Source organism: Kitasatospora sp. NE20-6 (assembly GCF_045862635.1).
The window spans coordinates 82,598-104,091 of record NZ_BPRL01000041.1 but is presented as its reverse complement, the minus strand read 5'-3'; the positions used below and the strand labels follow the sequence as shown (position 1 = coordinate 104,091).

The 21,494-nt window shown below is 67.9% G+C and carries 14 protein-coding genes; 6 read left to right on the top strand and 8 right to left on the bottom strand.

Features of this window, described 5'->3' with window-relative positions:
* The first annotated feature begins 282 nt into the window (after positions 1-282).
* From SNE206_RS26210 to SNE206_RS26195, 4 genes are all read left to right on the top strand, one after another.
* Positions 283-2,604 carry a hypothetical protein gene (locus SNE206_RS26210; protein ID WP_407915954.1) on the top strand — a complete coding sequence of 774 codons (2,322 nt, stop codon included), beginning with the start codon at positions 283-285 and terminating at the stop codon, positions 2,602-2,604.
* Positions 2,605-3,072: 468 nt separating this feature from the next.
* Positions 3,073-4,752: a hypothetical protein gene (locus tag SNE206_RS26205; protein ID WP_407915953.1), complete on the top strand. Its 1,680-nt coding sequence runs from the start codon at positions 3,073-3,075 to the stop codon at positions 4,750-4,752.
* A gap of 445 nt (positions 4,753-5,197) precedes the next feature.
* On the top strand, positions 5,198-5,632 hold the full coding sequence (locus SNE206_RS26200) for a hypothetical protein (protein ID WP_407915952.1): 435 nt from the start codon (positions 5,198-5,200) through the stop codon (positions 5,630-5,632).
* 6 nt (positions 5,633-5,638) lie between these two features.
* Positions 5,639-5,836: a hypothetical protein gene (locus SNE206_RS26195; protein WP_407915951.1), complete on the top strand. Its 198-nt coding sequence runs from the start codon at positions 5,639-5,641 to the stop codon at positions 5,834-5,836.
* Between the two features lie 405 nt (positions 5,837-6,241).
* Here SNE206_RS26195 and SNE206_RS26190 read toward each other — a convergent pair whose 3' ends face one another.
* Positions 6,242-6,664, bottom strand: coding sequence for a hypothetical protein (locus SNE206_RS26190; protein ID WP_407915950.1), 423 nt, complete (start codon positions 6,662-6,664; stop codon positions 6,242-6,244).
* 484 nt (positions 6,665-7,148) lie between these two features.
* Here SNE206_RS26190 and SNE206_RS26185 point away from each other — a divergent pair, with 484 nt between their 5' ends.
* A complete protein-coding gene (locus SNE206_RS26185) occupies positions 7,149-7,832 on the top strand; it encodes a hypothetical protein (protein WP_407915949.1) in 684 nt (227 codons plus the stop codon).
* Between the two features lie 157 nt (positions 7,833-7,989).
* Positions 7,990-9,471, top strand: coding sequence for a recombinase family protein (locus SNE206_RS26180; RefSeq protein ID WP_407915948.1), 1,482 nt, complete (start codon positions 7,990-7,992; stop codon positions 9,469-9,471).
* On the opposite strand, the gene SNE206_RS26175 is transcribed toward SNE206_RS26180, so the two are convergent.
* From SNE206_RS26175 to SNE206_RS26145, 7 genes are all read right to left on the bottom strand, one after another.
* Entirely contained in the window at positions 9,445-10,017 is a 573-nt protein-coding gene (locus tag SNE206_RS26175; RefSeq protein WP_407915947.1) for a hypothetical protein, read from the bottom strand. The genes SNE206_RS26180 and SNE206_RS26175 overlap by 27 nt on opposite strands.
* Positions 10,018-10,137: 120 nt before the next feature.
* Positions 10,138-11,406: a TIGR02679 family protein gene (locus SNE206_RS26170; RefSeq protein WP_407915946.1), complete on the bottom strand. Its 1,269-nt coding sequence runs from the start codon at positions 11,404-11,406 to the stop codon at positions 10,138-10,140.
* Positions 11,403-15,698, bottom strand: a complete 4,296-nt coding sequence (locus SNE206_RS26165) for a TIGR02680 family protein (RefSeq protein WP_407915945.1) — start codon at positions 15,696-15,698, stop codon at positions 11,403-11,405. The genes SNE206_RS26170 and SNE206_RS26165 overlap by 4 nt, the downstream gene beginning before the upstream one ends.
* The gene (locus SNE206_RS26160) at positions 15,695-17,125 is read right to left on the bottom strand and encodes a DUF2398 family protein (RefSeq protein WP_407915944.1); all 1,431 of its coding nucleotides are present in this window, start codon (positions 17,123-17,125) and stop codon (positions 15,695-15,697) included. Before SNE206_RS26160 ends, SNE206_RS26165 begins: the two co-directional genes overlap by 4 nt.
* Positions 17,125-18,714 (bottom strand): TIGR02677 family protein, encoded by a 1,590-nt coding sequence (locus SNE206_RS26155; RefSeq protein WP_407915943.1) that lies wholly within the window; start codon positions 18,712-18,714, stop codon positions 17,125-17,127. Before SNE206_RS26155 ends, SNE206_RS26160 begins: the two co-directional genes overlap by 1 nt.
* Positions 18,715-19,057: 343 nt before the next feature.
* Positions 19,058-19,972: a hypothetical protein gene (locus SNE206_RS26150; protein WP_407915942.1), complete on the bottom strand. Its 915-nt coding sequence runs from the start codon at positions 19,970-19,972 to the stop codon at positions 19,058-19,060.
* 146 nt (positions 19,973-20,118) lie between these two features.
* Positions 20,119-21,492, bottom strand: a complete 1,374-nt coding sequence (locus tag SNE206_RS26145) for an AAA family ATPase (RefSeq protein WP_407915960.1) — start codon at positions 21,490-21,492, stop codon at positions 20,119-20,121.
* Positions 21,493-21,494: the final 2 nt, after the last annotated feature.

The window sequence follows — 21,494 nt, the reverse complement described above, 5'->3', positions numbered from 1 at the left end:
GCAGCGGTCCGAGCCTCTACCAGGTCGTCCGCGAGCTGCAGTTGATCCTCGCCACCTGGGCCGGCGCCTGCCCCACCTGCCACCGCGACATACCCACACCCATACGGACCTGACCAAGCCCTACTAGCAACCTACCGGCGTGGATTCCTGGCAGAGCTGACCGAGGCCTACTACCTGAACGAGGACGGTACGGGTTTCCACGACGACGGCATCCGGCGCCACCACGCCCGCCGCTTCGGCGTGACCCCTCTCGCGGCCTGGTACCGGGGCCCATTCACGCCGTTGTTCCAATCCGACTTCCGCAATGGCGTCTCGGTGCTCAACCGCATGCTCAACCATGCCGCAGTGGAACGTGAACGGACCCTCGAATGCCTCGACCACCGGCGCAGTCCCCAGGACGACAACCACAGCTACGGCGTGGAGCTCGATGTCGCAGGGGCCCGGCGAACCTACGTCGGAGACGAGCACGTCTGGCTCTGGTACCGAGGGACCGGTGTTGGCCCCTATCCCTGCATGAGCGCGCTGCAGGCCCTGGAGCGGGTGTGCGACGACCTGGTGCAAGGGGACGTTCCCTTGGCCGCGCTGGTCGCGATCCTGCTCGAGGACTGCGAGAACCTCGCGATGCTCGGCCTCGTCGTAGGCCTGCTTGTCCGTCACCTGGAACACGCTGACCGCTTGCTGGACCGCTTCCTCACCGAGCCGCTGATCTGGGACCTCGAGTTCACCCGCGTAGTCAGCGAGCAGAGCGGCCTGGCGGCCGCCGCCGACGGCGTGACCGCCCCAGAGCGCCGCGGCTGGTCGCTGCGGGAGACAGCCATGATGATGGTCCTCCAAGCCGATAACCAGCGCGCGGACGAGTTGCGTCTGCTCGGGCAGGGACTCATCGAGACGGCCAGGCGACTGATGGAGGAAGAGTTCGGCGACACCGACGACACGGAGATCCAGGAGCAGCTCGCCACTGTCCGCGGCTGGGCGAGCAACCTCGACCGCCGCAACTACCGGGCGCAACAAGTAGAAGGGGGCCTGGAGATCCAGAGCACACCCCCCGACGACGTCGTTGAAGCGTTGCAGGCCAGGAACGCCGAATCGGCCCGCACGCACGAAGTCATGCGGCTGAACGTCCGCTACTACGTCAACCCCAAAAACGGGAAGAACGACGCCGTCGACGCCGCGGACCTGGCCGCCGACCTGGACGTAGCCCGAGAGCTGCTCGAGAACCCCCCAGAGCACGCGCTCAGCGGCCACTGGGACGCACCCGCCGCAGTGGCCGCGGCAGCCCTCATGGCACACATCGTGAACGGCGTCGTCCTGCCCGCCGACGCACTGCGCCTCGCCGCAGAGACCCTTCTAAGCATCGGCGAAGGCACCGCAGCACCACGCCCATACGAGTACGAGGAGACATACTTCGAACAGGGCGCGGACCGCGTTGCCGCACAGGCACTCCCGCTCCTCCTCCTGCCAACCGCTGCTCCGCTCCGCGCCCAGGTCGACGGCGACGACAGCTCCACGACATACCATCGGGCCACTGCCGCGGCAGGAACGTTGGCCCGTTCCGTTGCCCACGAAGTCCGCCTGCACTTCGCTCGTGGCATGGACCATGTGTGGCGGGCCGCATGCGCACCCGAAGACGGCATCTGCCGCCATCACGAAGCTGCGTTCCAGCTGACGATCGAGACGATGCGCGACTGCCTCCTCGGAGACTGGGACCAGGAGTCCGGTCGACCGAAGGCCGTCCCACTCGACGATCCGGTCGCTGACTCGCTGGCCGCGGCCACCGACACATCGATCTATGCGGGCCGACTCGATGCGGCGATCAGGGCTCTCGGCCCGGCAGCGTCGGCATCAATCTGCGCCTCGACCCCGGCGCGGGAACTCCTTGCCGTACTTCTCGCAGCACACCGCAGGTCGCTGCTCGCATCCGAACCCGACATGGACAGCCGCGGCACCCACGCCCTGATCGCGGCGAGAGCATTGCTCGCAGTGGCGAGCACGGGCGAGGACGCGCTTCTCTTCCAGCACATCGACGCCTATGCCGACAATGCGCCGCTACTCGCCAGCTTCCTCGACGCGCTGTCCGCCGCCGCCGAAGAGTCTGCAGAAGGAGCAGCCACCGCACGCCGGATCTGGCCGACAGTCATCACCCATGTGATCGCCCTGCAGAACGCAGGGCACTCGCCATTCACGGGGCACCGCACGTACCGCTCCGCTCTGGCATCGTTGCTCCCCAACCCTGCCCCCGAAGTTGCTTACCTCTATCGGGAGGTTCAGGGCGAGCCCATCGTCTGGTGGGAGCCGCTGGCCTGGCAGAGCACGGTTGCCCAGTGGCTGCCCCTGGCCCGAGGCCAGGCCGCATGTGTGGATCAGCTCATCGGATTCATCAGGCCCCTACCGACTGGCGATCAGGCACGTGTAGGCATTCCGTGGGTGGCCGAACTCGTCCTCGCCAATCCGGCCGAGGTAGCCACTCGCACATTTCTCCTCGCGTCATGGCTGATCGAACTGCGCCAAGCTGTCGCAGCCACAGACATAACAGCGGACTGGCAACGCGTGATCGATGCACTGGTAGTTGCTGGGGTGTCCCGCCTCGCGCCGTACTCGGAGTGACCCCATCAGGGGCATGGTCCGACTTGGTGGGCATCCCGACCAGGGGCTCCGGAGCGCAGGGAGGACTGCGGCAGGGATCGAGTGTGCGAAGCGTCCGAGGACGTCGTGGGTTTCGCAGACCCGCCAACGTCCTGGGCAACATCGACGGGTTCTCACACAGAGCTGGCTCCACGGCACGGGACGGCCGACCCCGACGCCCCGACGGTCACCGCCGCCGTGTCGCAGTGGAGGGCGCAGGGCGACTGGTTCAGCGGCTTGTTCGCAGCGGGATCAGTGCCGCCTCGTCTTCGCCCCCACCCATTGCGCCACTGGCTGTTCTGCTCTCGCCGTTCTCCCCGTCGACGGAGGTCGCTTGCCGACGACAGGTTCGCCCGCTGCGGCCGGGGGCCACCTCCTTGTCCCACGCGCCTCCGTGGCCGTCTGCCAGAATGCGGCTCGCGCCCAGTTCACCCTCGGAGGCCCTAACCCATGCCCTCAGCCGCCAGTGCCCCGCTGACCGCGGAGTTGTCCCGTGACCATGCGCTGCTGCTGACCACCATGGCCCACCAATACCTGAGCAGCGGCGAGTGGCCTACCTGGCAGTGGGTGGACACCGTGCTCGACCGCCGGGGCCTTGACGCTCCTGGCCTGCTCCGCTCGCTTCCCCAGATCGGCGCCGACCGCCCTGGACCTTGGTACGGGCTGGTCAACCACGACGGGGTCAACGTCTCCCGGAGCGACCGAGTCGCTGTGACCCTGGCCGGGGCTCTCCACTTGCCTGAGCTTCAGCCCTACTTTGTCGCTCCCTTCCTTGACACTCTCACCGCTCTTGTCGCAGCCCGGCACGGCCGTCCGATCTCGCCGGACGAGGTGGAGGAGTTCCGGATCACCGCGACGGACATCCGAGCCGAGCTGGCTCCACAACGGGATCACGAGCCACTGGGCCGCTGGATGGCCCGACTGCCGCAGCTGATGAGCAACGAGCCGGTGACCCGCAACTCCACCGGCGAGCTGCCAAACGGCAACCGATGGTGGGGCCTGAGCCGCGACCTGGGGCGATACCGGGGAGTCACCACCCTGGAGAACTATGTCGAGGTGACGGCCCGGCTCATCAGCGAGCACGCCGGACCGTGGACGCAGGCGCACGAGGCCCCCACCGAACTCGAGATCTCGGCGACGCCGAATTCAGCTGACCGGCGACAGCTGAAGATCACGGCGCCGATCCCGAAGGAACTGGCCGAGGTCGCAGCCGACCTGATGCTTCTCCAGTTGCTGGACCGTTCCGGTGGGCAGGTGGGCCAGGCGCTTTCGCCGGACGGATTCGTTCCCCAGGCGCACGCGCGCGATGAATCCGGCTGGTCGGTTCTCAGGATGCTGGTGGACCGGCGCGAGGTCGACGCTGTGCAGGTCCGCGCGAACGGCCGCCCGAACATCGTCAAGCTGACTACCGTCGGCCGGACGAAGGCGATGAACCTGCGGAGCCGGTCTCAGGATCGAGCAGAGCGCGAACACCACCTCCACGACGCGCTGGTGCGCTGGGCGTACAACCAGCAGCGTCCTGGGGCTGGAGCGTCGATCCAGAGCCTGCCGGCGTCACCGGATTGGTGGTTCTGCGGTACTGAGGTCACGTGGGACGAGGTGGTCCACGCCGTGCGCTACCTTGAAGGACGCGGTCTCCTGGAAGCCCCGACACAGTTCTCCGGGCCTCCGGACGGGATCCACCTGCGCCTGACCCCTGACGGCGAGGACTGCGCGCGGTCCCGCCAGACAGTGAGGACCTACTTGAATGAGCAGCGCTCCCAGCCCAGTACCTTCCAGATCACCGGCGACAACAACAACGTCGCGTTCGGAAACAACAACCACCAGTCCAGCAACTCCTCCGCCAACGGCGTCAGCGGCGAGGACCTTGCCACCCTCGTCAGTATGATCCGCTTCAGCATCCCGATGCTTGGACTTCCGGAGGAGCAGCGGGCAGCTGTCGAGGACGACGTCACGGCTCTTGAGGCCGAGGTCGCGACGGGGAACCCCAACCAGGGCCGCGTCAGCACGTTCCTGCAGCGCGTGGGCTCGGTAGTCCAGAGCGTGGCGACGAACCCCGTGGCACAGAACATGGTCCTCACCGGAATCGGGGCAGCTACCGGGATGCCGGTGCCGCAACTGCCCCAGTAGAGCCGGCACGTCGAGAACAGCGCCCACCGGCCTTTCCCTCTATTCCCTGCTGACGCAAAGTGCGATAAACGCAACAAGCACTAGATTGTCCTGCTTCCGGCATATATGTTGTCCGGCTCATCCCCGGGCGGTCCGGCGGATGGTGTGTTGGGGGGTACGTGGCGAGTCTGCAGGTGTTCCGCGTTTCTGATGGGGATGTTCGTCGTGTCGAGGGCGGCACCGTGGAGCTGGAGCGTCAACTCCAGGCTCTCGTCGAGGCGAACATGGAGGAGATGCTGGGCGGCGTCCGCTTCCTGGCTAGCAAGTACTCCACCGGTCCGGTGCACCGGGGCCGGATCGACAGCCTCGGTCTGGACGAGGACGGCAGCCCGGTGCTGATCGAGTACAAGCGCCAGCGCAGCGAGTCGGTCCTCGCACAGGGGCTGTTTTCTACCTGGCGTGGCTGGTGGAGAACCGCGCCGAGTTCGAGGCGCTCGTCGAGCAGCGGCTCGGCGCCACCGCCGCGGAGCACGTGGACTGGAGCAACCCGCGGGTGGTGTGCACCGCGGCGGACTTCACCCGGTACGACCTGGCGGCGGCCGGGATGTCCCACCACCGGATCGACATGGTGGTCTACCGGCGCTACGCGGACGACCTGGTGACGCTGGAGCTGGCGGCGTCGGTCGCCGGCGGGTGCGGCGCCCTCTCGGGTCGGCGGCCGGAGCTTGCGCGGCCGGTCTCGGTCAACCGTCGGACGGTCACCGACGTGCTCGCGCAGGCGAGCAGCGAGATCCGCGGGCTGTACGAGGAGCTTGACGCGCGTCTGCTGGACCTGGGCGAGGGCCACTCGGTGCCGCTGCAGCACTACGTTGCCTACCGCCGTCGGCGGAACTTCGCCTGAGTCCGGGTGCTGGCGCAGGCGCAGGCCCTGGTCGTCTTCCTGCGCGTCGACCCGACGACGGTCAAGCTGGTCCCGGGCTGGACCCGGGACGTCCGGAGAATCGGGCACCTCGGAACGGGCGGGCTGGAGGTCCGGATCGGATCTGTGGAGGACCTCGATCGGTCGATGGCGCTGCTGCGCACGAGCTACGCCGCTGCCGCGTAGTTCGTCAATGGCGATGGGCCGTACCCCTTCCGGGGTACGGCCCATCGCCGTTGTTCGGCCCGCTCACCGGAGGGTCGGGTCCGCAGGGCTGGCCTTGGTGTTCAGTGGTGTGCCGGGCCAGGACCCGGGCGGCGGTCACCGCCGGCGGGGGCGGGATGGTGAGGGTGGTACGGTGACGGGCGCTTCGCTCGTCCCCTGGATTGGGGCCGAGGCGAGGGCTTGCTGGATGTGGGCGCGGCGGGCGGCCCAGCGGCTCAGATCGCGCTGGTGCGTCCGACCTTCCTCACCTCCGGCCAGAATCGCGTGGGGGCGGCGGGCTGACGATCCTGGGGGTTCGGCTGTTCGATGGTGGTCCTCTCCGTCAGGGGTAGCGACTCCGCGCAAGAGGGGCGGAGCCGGGCGGGGTCAGTGTCCGCGGTCGTGCTGCGGTTCTTGGGTCAGCGAGGTGATCAGAGCGCGTTCACGGACGAAGTCAGCGTGAACGTCAGGCTGGTTCGGGTCGAGGGCTTCGAAGGCGCTGCCGATCGCCGCGAGGGCTTCGGCTCGGCGCCCGAGGCGCCGCCAGGCGGTGGCGGTGCGGAAGAGCATGATCGGATCGCCGTCGTCGAAGGCGGGCCACGCGGCCAGCTCCAAGATCCGCTCGGCCTGGTCGGGCAGCCCGTCTCCGAGCCAGAGGCCGTGGAGCAGGGCGTGGCAGACCTGGAGGTTGTCGCCGGACTCGGCGAGGCTGCGGTCCATGGCGTCGAGGGCACCGGGGGCGGAGCTTCCGAGGAGGGCGAACGCTGCAAGGGCGCGGGTGTACGGATCCCAGCGGGCGCGCTCGCTCACCGGGGCCTGGTTGAGCAGCTGCTGGATGCTGCGGCACCGGAAGTCGAAGCGGAGGGCGGCGAGGTGGATGTGCCGGAGCGCCTGGGTGTGGGTGCGGTCGGTGCCGGGCTGGGTGAGGTGGTCGGTGCCGGTGAGGTAGGTAAGGGCGCTGTTGCGCCGGCTGCGGGCGTACCAGGCGAGGTAACTGTCCCTGGTTTGAAACTGTTGAGACCCATACGTCGGAGCCGAGATGTGTGGGAGTCCTCCGGTGTGGTTGCCTGTCCGACTCGTTGGGTGCCTATCACGTCAGCATGCGTACGTACACACTGACGTGACAGGCAGTGTGAGCGGACGGTCGCTTCCCGATCTCGGTGATCTGACCACTACAGAGGCGCGCAGTGTCTATCGTCGAACCGCGTTGCTGATCGAGTTACCAGGGAGCCGGGGGCGGGGAGTGGTGGCGTCGAACGTGGGGCAGCCAAGAGGGGCGGGCGGGCCGCGGCACGTGGTGCTGTCGCTGGGGATCGCGCTGACGCGTACCGAGGACGGTGACTCGCCGCGGTTCGGCCTGGACGTTCTGGAAGAAGCCCCCGTCCATGCCGACAGGGTCGCAAAGATCCTGGAGGAGTTCCGGTACACGACGCTGCGCCCGACAGCGGTACCGGAGGGACTGGCCGGCTACGGGAAGCTGGTGGAAGCCGCGGTCGAGGCCGAGGACGCCGACGTGCTGATCGTTCACATCGTCGGGCATGGGGAGCTGGCCGCAGGCAGCAGCGAGAAGCTGTACATCCTGGGCAGCGACGGGAATCGCCTGGGCCGGCCGGTGGGCGAGTGGATCGATCTGATCGAAGACCACCCTGGCCGGCACCGGCCGATGACCCTGTTCGTCCTCGACGTTTGCTACGCCGGACAGGCCGCGGTGACTGCCTGGCACTCGCGGATGGACGTGGACAAGCGCCGGGCTTGGGTGTTGGCCGCGACCGGTCGTGCCAGCAGCCGGTCCGGCGGGCGATCGAACGCATCGACGGGGCGGTCGAAGTGCGGAAGAAGCAGGTGTGGCCGGTCATCATTTCATCCAACGTGCTCCGCGAGCGGGGACGGGCAGTCGACCTTCCGGCGTCCGAAAGTTTGGGACACCGACCAGCATGTCGGCCGCCGCGGTGGCGGACCCTCCGGCTCCGAGAATTGAAGCACCGCGCTGCGCTGAGTGTTCACAAATTCAGGCCAGGCAGCGGCGACTCCCATAGCACAAGATCGGCTCGATACATCGAGCCATCCGCCGCGAACACTCGGCATGTGCCACCGATCGGTGCGCATCTCAGTCGTTCGCATGGGTGGAATGCAGCATGGAACCGCGTAAGCGCGCCCTGATAGGAGTTCGGCTATCGGTAGCCACCGATGAAAGTACGTCGCCGGCGCGCCAGCGCGAAAAGGGCCGGCTTATGGCCCAGATGAAGGACTACCAAATCGTCGGTTACGCCGAGGATCTGGACGTCTCTGCCACGAAGTTCCGGCCGATCGATCGGCCGCAGCTGGGCGATTGGATGAAGAATCGCCGCCACGAGTTCGACGTCATGATCTTCTGGAAACTGGATCGAATCGTCCGAAGTCCGGCCGACCTTTCCGACATGATTCGTTGGTGCGATGAGCATCGCAAGAACCTCATTTTCGTCGATGACACATTCGACCTCTCCAGCGATCTCGGAGAGGCGATGGCCTATATGGCTTCCGTATTCGCCCGCATGGAGGCAAGGAAGATCTCCGCACGCGTCGCGGACGCCCACCGCTTCCTCAAGGGAACACGTCGCTGGGCCGGCGGCCGACCGCCCTACGGGTACCGGGTCGTCCCGCTGGACGGGGGCGGGAAGGTTCTTGAGATCGACCCGGTGACGTCCGGCATCGTCCGGGAGATGTACTGCTGGGCCATCACCGGGGTGTCACAGAGCGAGATAGCCCGCAGGCTGAGCCAGCAAGAAGTGCCGACACCGCGGAACTGGATCCGGCTACAGAACGGCCTGCCTGTCACCCCGGCCCGATGGAACCCCGCGTCGATTGGGAAGATCCTCACCTCCCCTGCGTGCCTCGGCCTCAAGATGACCGGCGGGTCCACCGGCTTCCACAGGATTGTCTACGATGCACATGGAGATCCCGTTCGGGCCGCCGACGCGATCCTCACTCCAGATGAATGGCAGCTCCTTCAAGCGGTTCTCGGGGCGGCGCGCCCCACTCGAAAGAAGCGGGTGAACGAGTCCTATCCGTATCTCGGCTCGGTCTTCTGCGCCAAGTGTGGACATGTGGCTTACCGCTGGATAAACCGGGTGGGAGGAACCGAGTACGGGTATTACCGGTGTGGCGTCACCGCTGGCAGTTCCGCGAAGCGGTGTAACACTGCAGCCCCCATGGACTTTGTCGAGGAGCAGTTCAACGCCATTGTTACCCATTTGTTCTCGACGGTACAGGTCGTCGAGCCGGTACCATCCGATGCTCCTCTGAACAACGGCGAGACGGTCGAATCGATATCCAGGGCGATGAAGGATATCCGGGCTGAGAAGAACATTGGCCTCTACGAGTACGAGGGCGGAAGGGAGGAGTATCTTCGCCGTATCAACGGGCTGGCAGAACGCCGCAAGACCGCGGCGCAAGCGGCACGCGTGAGCCCAAGGACATCGCTCCCCACAGCGTCGACCTTCGCTTCGGAGTGGGCCAGTAGCGATATCGCTGGCCAGCGGCAGCTCCTCCTGAAGTCCAAGGTGAGGGCCTACATCTGCCGGAACTCCCTCAGCTTTCTCTTCCCCGAGGACCTACGGATGGAGCTGGTCGCCGCCTGAGCTTTCCTCCGGTGCACTGCGTAGATCGGGGTCGCTGGGTCTCACCTGGTCCGAAAGAGGAGCGCCTCCACCACCCGGGTCGAAGGTCTTCTGGCCTATGTGGCCCCACTCGATCGTGACGTCATGCCCCTGTCTCCACTCCCCTACCGCATCATCCTCCGACCCACCGCCGACAACGAGCCGTACTCTTGCATCAAGTTCAGTGGGGAGGTACCAGCCTTCGATGGCGGGCGCCATGTAGCGGCGGGCCTTGAGGCCGATCAACAGCTGGCGGCGGCTTTCCTGGTCGGCTTGGGTCCAGGCATCGGCGAAGGTTTCGCCGGTTTCGACGTCGACCCAGGCGGCGGGTCGCTGCGGCAGGGCGGCGAGGCGTCGGCGTTCGTCGACGAGGACTTCGAGGGCTTCGGAGTACTCGTCGTCGCCACCGGGGTAGTCGTACAGGCCGCGCCGCTTCTCCGAGCGGAGGTCTTTCATGGCCTGGGCAACGTGGTTCAGCTGTTCCGTGTGGTCCTCGCCGGGGATGAACATGCGGACTGTCATCGCCATGCCGGCCAGTCGGTCCACCAGCGCCGCGACCGCGGCGGTGACCCGCCGACAGCATCGTGCATGCGGTTCAGCCGCTTCTTGGCACCGTCCTCCCAAGGGGCACAACTGACTGGCGCGTTCTTACCAGGAAGGATCTTGGGTCAGATCGTCAAGCAGGTTGTCTGCGACGGCTTCTTCGTAGAGGGTCTGGTTGGTGCGTTGCATGGCCTCGGCGAGCTGCGGATCCCATGGGGTCGGATGGGGCTTGCCGCTGAGCGAAATGCGGTCGTCCTCGCCGGTGTCAGAGGCGCCGGCCAGATAGTCGCTGGCGGTCATGCGCCAGGGGCGGGCCCGGTAGCGGTTGATGAGCTGGTTGGTCATGTCGATGCCGGGCCAGTCGAAGTCACCGTGGTAGCAGAGCGTTCCCCCACCTCGGCTGATTGCACGGGCGAGGCGGTGGAACGCGGTTGAGGGTCGCCCTTCGGTGCAGACAAGCGGTGGGCTCGTCGGGCCGAGTTCTCCGGCGGCCCGTCGTAGGACGGCGGGGTTCTCGCATGCGTAGACGATCGGCTGGTTGACGGAGATCGGCAGGGTGACGAGCTGATGGAGGGAGATATGGAAGGGTGTGCCGTGGCGGGCCGCGCCCGTGAGCCATTCGCCCAGGCCTTCGCCGTCAGCGGGCAGGTTGAGCACCAGAACGCGGCTGGCGAGGTCGTCAACGATCACGTCGAAGGCGTCCCAGAGGTCGCGGCGCGCCTCGGCGCCGCTCGCGAGGGTGGTGTCCTCCGCGATAGCCAGGGCGCGGAGGACCAGGGTCAGGAGAGCACCGCTGCCGTGGTTGAGGGCTTTGGTGTCACCGGTGGTTGCTTCGGCAAGGACTGGGAGCATGAGCGGTGGCGCGTTGCCTGGGCGCATGTGCAGGTGCTCGAGGACGCGGATGGCGCGGGTCAGCGCGGCTCCGTCGTTCTTGTTGACGAGGCTGGTGAGGGTGCCGTCTGCTGTGATCACGGTGAGCCAGCTTCGGTACCACGAGTGCTGTTCGTGGAGCGGGCTGGCTTCGGCGGCGGCGGCCAGTTCTGCTCGCGCCCGACCCTGTGCTTGCTTCTGTCCCGGGCGATCGACGAGTGGTCCTCCGAACCGGATGAGGAGGGCGGCCAGTGGGGCGCCGGTGGCAGCCTGGATGGCCGCTTCGAGGTCGGTGAGCTTCACCGTGATCCTGGCGATGCCCGGTGGCCGGTAGCTGCCCGTGATGCCGATTAGTGCCTCGCGTTCGGCATCGGTGGGGGCTGTGATGCTCACCGAGCCGTCGAGCCGACCACCGGTGCGTTCGAGAGAGCGGCGCGCTGCCGCCAGCAGCCGCTGGTACTCGGGGCCGCCGTAGAGGTCCTGCGGGTCTGCCGGTGTCATCATTCCTCGTCGTCCTGTCCTTCGGTGAGGTCGTCGAGGTCGGTGTCGGGGTTGATGTCGGTGAGGAGGCCGTCACTGACGGGCGTGTGGCGGCGAGGTGTGAACCCGAGGATGTCTGCGGCCAGTTCGTCGGAGCCCGGGTAGCCGAGGTCGTCGTGGATCTGTTCGCCGTCCCAGAGCATGAGCATGGCGGAGACGGTGTGGGTGGCTTCGTCGTGGAGCATGTCGTAGTGCGAGATGCGCGGGACCGACGGGTAGGTGATCCACAGGTCGTGGCCGGTCATGAAGAGGTCGAGGTCGAACTTGACGGTCAGGGCGAGGAGGTCGGGGCGGTAGCGCTCGTCGATTCCGGCGAATGCCTCGTCCAGCGCGATCAGGCGCGGGCATGTGGGGTGGGCTGAGCCGTACTGGGCGTTGGCGGCGGCGAAGAGCGGCAGGTGGATGGAGGCGGACTTCTCACCGCCGGACATTTGGCTGTGCTTGGAGCGGGTGAGCTTCTCTTCCTTTCCTCCAGGGCGGGACAGGAGCAGCTCGAACCGGCGCCAGGATCGGTAGTCGAGGACCTGGGAGATGATCTGCTGGTAGGTCTTGCGGCGGTCGCGGGCTTGTGCGGCCCGGATCTGGCTGCGCAGGTGGGAGCGGAGTTCGGCGAGCCCTGCGGGCCCCAGTGCCCTGGCGTCCTTCTCGAGGAGCTTGTTGACGGCGCGCTGGGAGTCGGTCAGGTTGTCCGACTGGACCCAGCGGATTCCGACCCTGGCTCCGGAGGACATGGGTTTGGCCCGGGTGTCGGCGTCCATGTCCCTGACGAGGTCGCGTGCTTCGATGGTCCGGGAGTGGACTTGTTGGGCGAGGCCGGTGAGGAGGGTGTCCTCAAGCACGGTTCGCTCACGTTCTTCCAGGAGTACCTTCTGGTCGGCCACTTGCTCGGCCAGGCGGACGGCGAAGTCAACGACGGGCGCGGGACCGTCGTTGTCGCGAACGCGGGCGAGAATGATGTCGCCGTCGGGTTCCCATTCGAAGTGGTATCCCTGGTCGGAGGATGCCAGGGCGTTCTCGAGTGTGCTGAGGGCAGTGGACAGTTTGCTGGCGGTGCTCTTGAGGGCGCTGTCGGTGGCTGTCCGGCCGCGGGTGGCCTCGTCGAGGGCGTCATAGAGGGCGCACGTGGCATCGGGGAGGGCGCCGCGGGCTCCGGCTTCGGGTTTGAGGTCGGTGCTCGGGGCGGTGAGCCGCACCATAAGATCCTCTGCGGCCTGACCGGCTGTCGGCCATAGCTCGGTGGGAGTCCAGTTGCTGACGGTGTTCGCCCCCAGGATGCGGAGCAGGTCGGGCCTGCTGTACGGCTGGAGGGCGGCTGCCGTGCGCAGTTGTTCGGCGAGGGCCTCGTGGAGGTACTGGAGGGCCTTGTCGGCGCCGGCGAGTGCGAGCTGCTGGGCTGAGTGGTCCTTGTCGGCTTGTCGGTAGGCGTTCTGAGCGTCCTCGTGCTGCCGCTTCAGGGTGTTGATTTCTTCGTGGATCCGGCGCAGCGGTGCGCCGAGGGTCTCTTCCTGTTTCTGGAGGCGCTCGGCGAGCGCCGTGTGGTCGATACGTCGTTCTTCCAGGGCCTCGGCCTGTTCCTGGCAGGCGGCGGTCTGCTCGTCGACGGTGTTGCGTCGGTCGGTGAGGTCTTTGCGCAGGTCGGTGATGGTGCTCCTGGTTGTCTCCAGGGCGGCTGCGGCGGTGGTGAGGTCGCGAAGGGCGAGGTCGACGGCCTTGAGGCCTTCGGTGTCGGCGGGAAGCTTCAGGGCTGCTGCGCTCTTGTGGAGTTGGCGCTTGCGCTCGTGGGCTTCCGCGATTGCGTTGTCGAGTGCCTTGCCGGCGGTGGTGAGCCGGCCTCGGGCGTCGGTCGCCTTGTTGGCGGCGATGACCACCTGTTGGGCTGCGGTGACGATGCCGGTGGTGCTCGGCAGTTGGGCGCGGGCGGTCGCGAAGGCCGCGAGGTTTCCGGCCGCGTGCTGGAGGTCGGCGGTCAAGGTCTCCAGGGTGCTTTCGAGGCCGGCGATGGCGGCGTCGTAGGCGTTGAGCCGCTCGCGGCGGCGGGCGGCCCGTGCTGTCGCTCCGATGTACTCGGGCTGGTGCTTGGGGTGGGCGCCGCGGTGGACCCCGAGGGAGAACTGACCGCGGGTGCTGACGATTGCACCGGGGTCCTGGTCGGTGTGCGGGCCTGGGGTGGCGAGGTCGTCGGTGAGGGCGATGGAGGCGAGGACGGCGCTGATGGCCTGCGCCTCGACATGTTCCTGCTCCTCGGGGACGAGGACGCCGGCGAGGGTGCGGCCGGCCGGGCGTTGCTCGGGGGGAAGCGGGTGCAGGAAGCCGTCGGCCTCCTGGTCGGCAACGGCCCGGTGTGTGGCGCTGGGGTGCGGGTGTACCCACGCCGTGAGCAGGCCCGCGCCGTACAGGGCGCCCTCGAGAGCGGCCGTGTGCTCGGGGCTCAGGTGCTCGGCGAAGCGGACGAGCTGCCACAGCGGCGCGCCGGGGCGGTCGGTTCGGTCGGCGGGGCGCAGGTCGCTGGACGGCGGGGCGTCGTCGCGCTGCGCGGCCACGCTCGCGCGCTCGGCCCGTGTCGTCTCCAGCGTGGTGCTGATCTCGGCGTGCTGGAGTTGGAGTGCGTCATGGTGCCGGCGGGCCTGGGTGCGGCGCTCGTCGGTGGCGTTGTGGAATGCCTCCTGCAGGGAGGTTGCGCCAGGGTCGTCTGCCGTTGCCAGGGCCTGGGCGAGCAGGGCGGCGCCGTCCGGTCCGAGAACGGCGTGGGGGTCGCTTCCGGTCCAACGGTTGGTGAACGCTGCCAGCTCCGTGGCGGCCTGCACTCGAGTGTCGGCCAGCGTTCGGGCCGCTCGGTCGCTTTCAAGGTCGCGCTCGGCAACCTCGGCCTCGGCCTTGTCGACAGCGCCTTGGGCGGTCTTCTGCGCACCGGCCGCGTCCTGGTAGCGGTTCAGGTGGCCTTGGACGACGTGGATGTCGTGGCGCCGGGTCGTGGCTCGCGCGGCGGCTTGGGTCTTGACGTCCTTTGCCAAGTCGAGCGGGTCGTCGTCGATCCGGATGCCCGCGTGGCGGGCGTGTTCGAGCAGCGCGGCGACGTGCCGCTCTGCGGACTTCTCCGTTGTGGTCAGCCTCTCGGCGAGACGGTCGGCTTCCTCCCCGAGCTTTGCCACGTGCTCCTGGGCCCGCGTGAGGGTGGTCTCGGTGTCGCGGATGGTGCGGCCTTCCGCACCGACGCGGGCCCGTAGCTCGTCGAGGTCCCGTTCGCCCTTGATCGCCTCGTGGTTCTTGAGGCCGTCCAATCGGGCCTGGGTCTTCTTCTCCTGCTCCGCTGCCCTGTTCCGTGCGGCCTTCGCCTTTGCCAGGGCCGCAGTGGCGTCCTGTCGCTGCTGGGCGGCCTCGGTGATCTTCTGGCAGTGCCCGGCCGTGGCGAGGAGCCGCTCGGCGACCTGGTCGACCCGATGACGGGCGTGGACGCGCATGTAGGCGGTGTACTCGCGCAGGAAGTCCTGGACGGCCGTGTCTGCGCCGATCAGTGCGTCGAGGACGTCCTGGATCTCGGCGAGGTTCTCGAAGTCGCCGGCAGCCTGCTTGATCAGGTGTTCATCGAGCGGGCGCAGGCCGGCGGTGAGGGTGGCGGAGAGTTTATCGGGGTCCAGGTCTTTGGCGAGCAGTGGGCGGCGCAGCTGCAGGAGGAGGTTGATGAGCTGGGCGTAGCGTTCGCGGCCGAGTCCGAACAGGCGCTCGTCGATGGCGTCTCGGTAGGCGGTGCTGGTGGCGTGGAGGGCGTCCTTGCCGATGAGCTTTTCCAGCTCCGTCTTGCGGAGCGGGCGGGAGTCGGCGGTGAGGAGGCCGAAGTCGACGCCGACGCGGCCGTCGGTGACGAAGAAGACGCGGCCGGGGCGTTCTTTCGCCTTGTGGGCGAGGAGGCCGATGCCGATGGTGACGGCTTCGAGGAGTCGGCCTCCGGGGGTGGAGCGGGTGAATTCCATCCAGACGTAGCCGAAGTTGGACTCCTGGCCGCGGTAGAGCAGGTTGGACTTCATGGTGCGTTCTTCGCCGCTGAACGGGTCGAGGCGGCGGGCGTCGATGCTGCCGTCGAGGACGAGGGGGAAGAGGACTTCGAGGGCCTTGGTCTTGCCGGATCCGTTGTGGCCGCGCAGTACCAGGCGGCCGTCGGCGAAAACGAACTCCTCGTCGTCGTAGTCCCACAGGCCGATGATGCCGGCGCGGGACGGCTTGAAGCGGATGGTGGTCTCGCCGCTGGTGGGAGTGGTCATCGGGTGACGTCCTCGGGTGCGCTGAAGTCGAAGGCGAACTGGCCGTCGACGCTCGGGCTGGGGAGGGCTGCGGTGATGTTGCGGTAACGGCCGGCGGCCGGGCGGATGAGGATTCCGCCGGGGACGCGGTGGACCAGGCGCAGATCCGTGAGGAGTGTGAGCGCTTCGCCGAGGAGGCCGGCGGGGTCGGCCTGCCACTTATTGGTGAAGGAGGCTGGACCGAACTCCTCGTAGAGTTCGGCGATCATCTCGTCCAGCCGGGCGTGTTCGATGAGTGTGGCGGTCGCTGGCGGGTGGGGCTGCTGCGGTCCGTCGACGTGGACGGCTGCGGGTGGGTGTTGTCCGGGGGCGGGTAGTTCGTCGGCCAGGGTGGCCAGGGTGGCTGTGTGTGGCAGGGCGACGTCGATGTGGGCGATGAGGGCGTGGTGTTGGTCGACTGGGTCGAGCGTGGGAAGCCGGCTGAGCCTGCCCGCTTGAGTAGGGTCTTCTTGCAGGTCGGCGATCTTGGCGAGGAGCAGGCCTGCGGTGCGGTTGATCGCGCCGCCGCGGCCTGGGAAGCGCTTGTCGGTGAAGTGTCCGGTGGTGTCGACCAGCATGATGCCTTCGGCACGGCGTTCGATCTTCAGGCCGGTGAACCGTGTGAGGTCCTCCACGAGTGCGGGCTGTCGCAGGGCGCTGGCCGTCTCGGGGTCGGTGTCGGCGTAGTAGACCACCGGGTGCTCGATGACGGCCCGGCGGGCGCGCTGGGCGGCATAGCGTCGGCGGGCGTCGCGGCCGGTACCGGTCGGCGCTGATTCAAGGAGGCCGGCCACACTGGTGAGGTGCTGAAGGGGCTTGCCAGGCTTGAACAGCGCCACGCAAAGGCTCTGGTCGATGTCGTAGAGCGCGTCACCTCGTTCGTGGTCGCGGGCCCAGTGCTGGGTGGAGCCGTCGGACAGGCGCAGGGCCCCCCGGTGGACGAGCCAGTCGATGACGTCGACGACGGCGTCCTTGTGTCCCGGGACGGTCGGGTCGAAGCCCAGATACTCGATGGCGTTGGCGTACGGGGTGAGTTCCCGCACAAGATCGGCGAGGCTGATCTCGATACGCGAGCGGTGCAGGCAGGCGAGGACCAGGCAGAGGTAGGCAAGGCGGCGCCGGTCGAACGGCCGCTTGCCGCTGCCTGCGGCGGTAAAGTCCTGGCTGCCGTCGAGGCTGTCGAGGCGGCGGGTGAGGCGGGCGTGGTACGAGGTGGTGTGCAGGGTGTAGCCCAGCAGGGAGCGGAAGTCCTTCGCCAGCCCGTCGGCCCAGGGAAGCACGGAGGCCAGCGCGCCCTTTCGCGGATAGCTGTCAGTGACGATGCTGTGCAGCAGCATCAGACGCGCTGCCTGCTGGTAGGAGCCGAGCTGGGCCGTCTCGACGGTCGCGGCCACACGGTGTGCTGTCATCAGCTGGGCTCCCGGGTGCGGGTGCTTCGGCGGGCCGAGGTGATCTCCAGGTGGAACCCGGGGAGGTGCAGCGTTCCGTTGACGGTCCGCAGTCGACTGCCCCTTTGGTCGGGGATCAGGCGCAGCATCATGACATCGCTGGCTCCGGTGGATGGATGAAGTCGGCCGGCGACCACGGTGCGGCTCTCCAGGGCACGGGTCAGCAGCTTCAGGACCGCCCGTGTCTCGGCTTCGTCCAGGATCCTGTCGTGGGCGCCGTGCTCGAGCAGCCCGCTCGCGGCGGCTCTCTCCGCGGCGCGGCTCTGGAGATGCTTCTGCCGCAGCGGTGCGCGGGTTCCTCGACTGGTGCGCACCGGTTGCGGCCCGCCCGGGGCGGGGCGCTTGCCGTGCTTGAACAGGCTGACGCTGATCTCGACACCGGGAGCGTCCCACCAGGTGGAGCGGCTGGAGATCTGGTCGTCATCGTCGTGGGCGCCGGCCAGGTGACGCACGGAGCGCAGGTCGAATGCCGCGGCCATCAGAGCGTTCGCTGCCTGCTGGTCCGGGGCTCCGGCGACCCAGGCCGCGAGGTGGCGAAGCTGGGTGGTGCGGCTGACGCCAGTGCGCCGGGACTCGGTGACCTGCCGCAGGAGCGCGATGACGCCCGAGATCGCGTCGCGGGTGGCGCTCTGCAGCTGGACGGCCTTCGGTTCGACGGGATACTCGGCGACGAACCACTGACGCAGCCCCGTCCAGCGTCGTCGCCAGTCTTCCCTGCGGGCAGCCACGCTCATCATGGGCCGTCCGTCGACGTCGGCGACGCGGTCGAGCATCGTTTCGACACCGCTGTCCTCGACCTCGCGGACCGCGTCGACAAGGCGCGGGGTGTAGCGCTCGAGCTCCGCCGAGAAGTCGCTCATGTGAGCGAGAAGGGTGTGCTTGTGGCGCAGGAACGTCTCCGGCGAGATGTCGGTGGTGCGGGCCACGTCGTTCAGCGTGAGGTAGAACCGAGCGGAGCGCTGGGTCATGTCCTCCAGGACCGCGTCCAGTCGGGAGAGCTTGCGGTAGATCTCCTCCCGGTCCGCGCTGCGGTTCGCCGCCGCCAGGGCCGTCAGGTCGGCGAGGATGTCGGCGAAGACGAGCCGCGAGAGGTTGGCGTCCTCCACTCGGGCCCCGATCACTGCCTCCACAGCCGTGTAGGCCCGGTATCCGATCTCCGTGAACTGGTAGACCGACTGCCGGTTGCGGTACGCGGCAAGCGTTCCGGCGCGGGATGCGTCCTCGACCCGGTGAAGGACCTTGCCGCCTTCTCGTCCCCGGTCCTGCTCTCCCGACAGAACATCCAGCATGTTCCGCAGGTTCAGATCGCCCGGGGCCGGCACATCGGCGTGCGCCTCGCCGAGTTCGGTCAGCGCTCGGGCCACATCAGCGGTGTGGACCTGTACCTGGTGGACCGCACGAAGGACGTTCATCGTCCTCAAGACCCACAGGTAGGCCGTCGAATCGTCGCGCTGGGTGAAGTTGAAGAGTCTGAGCCGGTCTCCCACCGCAAGCGAGTCGAGGTCGAATGATGACAACGCCGTATCGCTCGGACCCTCGCGCTCTGCCATCCAGGCCACTTCCCCTTCCCTCGTCGGCACCCCGCTCCACGGTGGCACGCCCCTCTGACCTTTCAGAGGCGCGCACCCTCCGTTCGAGCTCCCCACCCGAGCCCGCCCATGATCCGTACGGTAACCGCTGGCACCGGCGATGCGCCGGGAGATCACCCAACTGCCAGGCGCACTAGCCAAATTCCTCGGCAGGTCTCGGGCCGCCACGCGGACCTCACGGAGGCGCGGAGGAGGGTGGATCTCCCAGGAGCGCCACGAGATGGGCACCGGAGACGGCTACTGGTACCCGTTCTCTGTGGAGCACCGGTGCCATGAGGCCCCGGCGTTCAGGCTGCGGTGGCCGTCAGGCTGCATCCGGCAGCTGCTCCGACGACATCGCCGGTTCGCTCGCCAGCTGGAACCCGCAGTCGCCCGGACGCCGGCCCAGCCTCTGCAGCGTCAGGGCTGCCAGCAACCCGGCCCCGGGCCCGCTCACGGGAAAACGCTGAGTCCCGACGAAGAAGATGCCGTCCACGTTCGGCTCCGCGCCACCGAGGTCTCCTCCGGAGGCGAGCGCAACGCAGAAGCCCCACAGATCCGCGCGCAGCCCACTCGGCAGGTTCGGGTCGACGAAGACGAGCGGACAGCGCTCGCCGTCCTTGTCGTAGCCGAAGCCGACCGCGGCGCCGATGCCCTCGGGCAATTCGGGAGCCTCCTCGGGCAGGTCCTCGGCCAGACCATGATGGCGGTCAACGGTGATCGCCTTCAACGCGTCGATCACCTCCCCGTCGGTTCGCCGGCCGTCCAGCGGGGCCCAGCGGCTTCCCTCGTAGAGCGACGCGATGTCCGGTGCAGTGTGCAGGGCTGCATCGACAGCCGCGCCCTCCGTTGTGGCTGCACGCTTTCCGGGGACGCTGATGATTTCGAACTCGCCGTCGGACTCGAACGCCGGCGCGACACACAGGCCCGTGCCGGGCTTCCCGAGGTAGTGCCCGATGAGCTTGCGGATAAGTCGTGAAAGATCGTGGTCGCTCTGGCCGGGCTGGACGTAGATGCGCAGGCCGCTCGACGGATCGCCGAGCGTCGCGCCGAGCGCGTCGCACGGCATCTCCGCTTCGCGAGCGGTGGCGTTCAGAAGGTCCAGAAGGACCTCTACCGGCAGCACCCAGGCGTCGTCGTTGATCCGCTCGCAGTCGTGCGGCTCCGTCGAGGGCATACGGGTTTCGGAGGCTCGCTGCTCGATGCTGGTGACATTGTCGACCATGTCGTGTCCCTTCATCGCGGTGACCGTTGATGAATTCAGTTTCCGTACGACTGACATGTCTCATGGCCTAATGTGGAGAAGGGTGTTCAGCTGCGCTCGGACTCCGCCAGGCTCCGGGAGCGTTCGTCCGGGTGCAGATCTCGTGGGGACAGAGCGAAGTGCTAATGCACCGTGGCTCGATGTTCGTTGTGCTCCAGCTGCGCCATTACTACTTGGTGAGCTCGCCAGCCGTCCGGGAACTTGGGCTGGACATCCAGGTGCACGGGGCTGCTACGAGGATGCCGGTCGAGCAGATCGGTGATGCCGGCCCGGGCCACCACGATGCAGGCGAACCGGTGTCGGGAGAGCAGGACACACAGGCGTCCGGTCTCCATGTGGAACGCGGAGGCGTCCGCCCGGCCGGAGAGTGGGTGCCAGACAAGGGTGACGTCGAACTCCCGTCCCTGGAGTCGGTTGGCAGTGTCCACGGTGATCCGGGTGAGGCCGCGATCGGCCAGCCGGGCACGTACCGCGTTCACTTGGGTCGTCCGAGCCGCGCCAATCGCGATTCGGGACTCGGTCAGCGGCTCGCCGTTGACCATCGCGCCGCGTTCGAGCAGCCGGGACGCCGTCGTGGCGAGTGCCTCGGCGGTCTGAGGGTCGTGGTCGAGGGTGTGTCGGCCGGGAAGTTCCAGGTAGCCCCAGCCAGTGACAGCGGCTTGGGCAAGCACCGGGTCTTCCGACGTCGGCCGGTGGGGCACACTTCCGTAGGTCAGCACGCGTTCGGCCGCTGTGGTGCCCGACTCGAACGGGTAGTACGGGTAGAATGCCTGCGCCACCAAGGGTGCGGCCATCTCCGGCAGCCTCCACGAGATGGGTAGCTGGTGCCGGAGCAGGCTCCTTTCGTGGGCGAGGGTGACGTCCACCGCGTTCCGCAGTGGATCCCAGCTGAGCCCGTGCCAGCGGTCGGTGTCGATGGCGGCGAAGGGGTCGAGCTGGCCCGGGTCGCCGACGAATAGCACCTGGGATTCGGGCGCGTCGAAGAGCGGGCCCGTCGCGAGCAGGGCGTCGGAGCGCATCTGGTATGCCTCGTCGACGATGGCCCATCGCCAGGTCCCGGACTTCTCCACGTCGACGTAGGCCCACTTGGCGGCTGTGGATACCACGACGGGCAGGTCCCGCAAGGTTTCGATCTTGTCGCCCGCGCTGACGTTCGGGTGTCGGGCGACGCGCGGTGGCAGGATGAAGTCGGACTTGTGGAGGCGGCCGATCGCCAGATTCGGGTATTCCTGGGCGATGTTGTCGACCAGGTCGTCGACCTGCTCGTTGGTCTGCGCCACGATCATTACGTGGTGGCTGGCCTCGGTGAGGTGGCCGGTAGCGCGCTTCACAAGAGTGGATTTGCCGGCGCCGGGCGGGGAATCGACGACGACCCCGCGGCCGGTGGCGGTGTCGAGGTCCGACAGGATCGCGGCGACCGCGCGGTCAGCGCGGTCCGCCGGGTTCACGGCGTTGTCGGCAGGGGTGCGCTGGGCCGGGACCGGCGTCGTGGACATGG

Bases quoted from the DNA above. Each gene is read 5' to 3' on its own strand.
- SNE206_RS26180 (WP_407915948.1), top strand. From the start codon at position 7,990: ATGGAACCGCGTAAGCGCGCCCTGATAGGAGTTCGGCTATCGGTAGCC.
- SNE206_RS26155 (WP_407915943.1), bottom strand. From the start codon at position 18,714: ATGGCAGAGCGCGAGGGTCCGAGCGATACGGCGTTGTCATCATTCGAC.
- SNE206_RS26205 (WP_407915953.1), top strand. From the start codon at position 3,073: ATGCCCTCAGCCGCCAGTGCCCCGCTGACCGCGGAGTTGTCCCGTGAC.
- SNE206_RS26170 (WP_407915946.1), bottom strand. From the start codon at position 11,406: ATGATGACACCGGCAGACCCGCAGGACCTCTACGGCGGCCCCGAGTAC.
- SNE206_RS26150 (WP_407915942.1), bottom strand. From the start codon at position 19,972: ATGAAGGGACACGACATGGTCGACAATGTCACCAGCATCGAGCAGCGA.
- SNE206_RS26160 (WP_407915944.1), bottom strand. From the start codon at position 17,125: ATGACAGCACACCGTGTGGCCGCGACCGTCGAGACGGCCCAGCTCGGC.
- SNE206_RS26165 (WP_407915945.1), bottom strand. From the start codon at position 15,698: ATGACCACTCCCACCAGCGGCGAGACCACCATCCGCTTCAAGCCGTCC.
- SNE206_RS26145 (WP_407915960.1), bottom strand. From the start codon at position 21,492: ATGTCCACGACGCCGGTCCCGGCCCAGCGCACCCCTGCCGACAACGCC.
- SNE206_RS26175 (WP_407915947.1), bottom strand. From the start codon at position 10,017: ATGGCGATGACAGTCCGCATGTTCATCCCCGGCGAGGACCACACGGAA.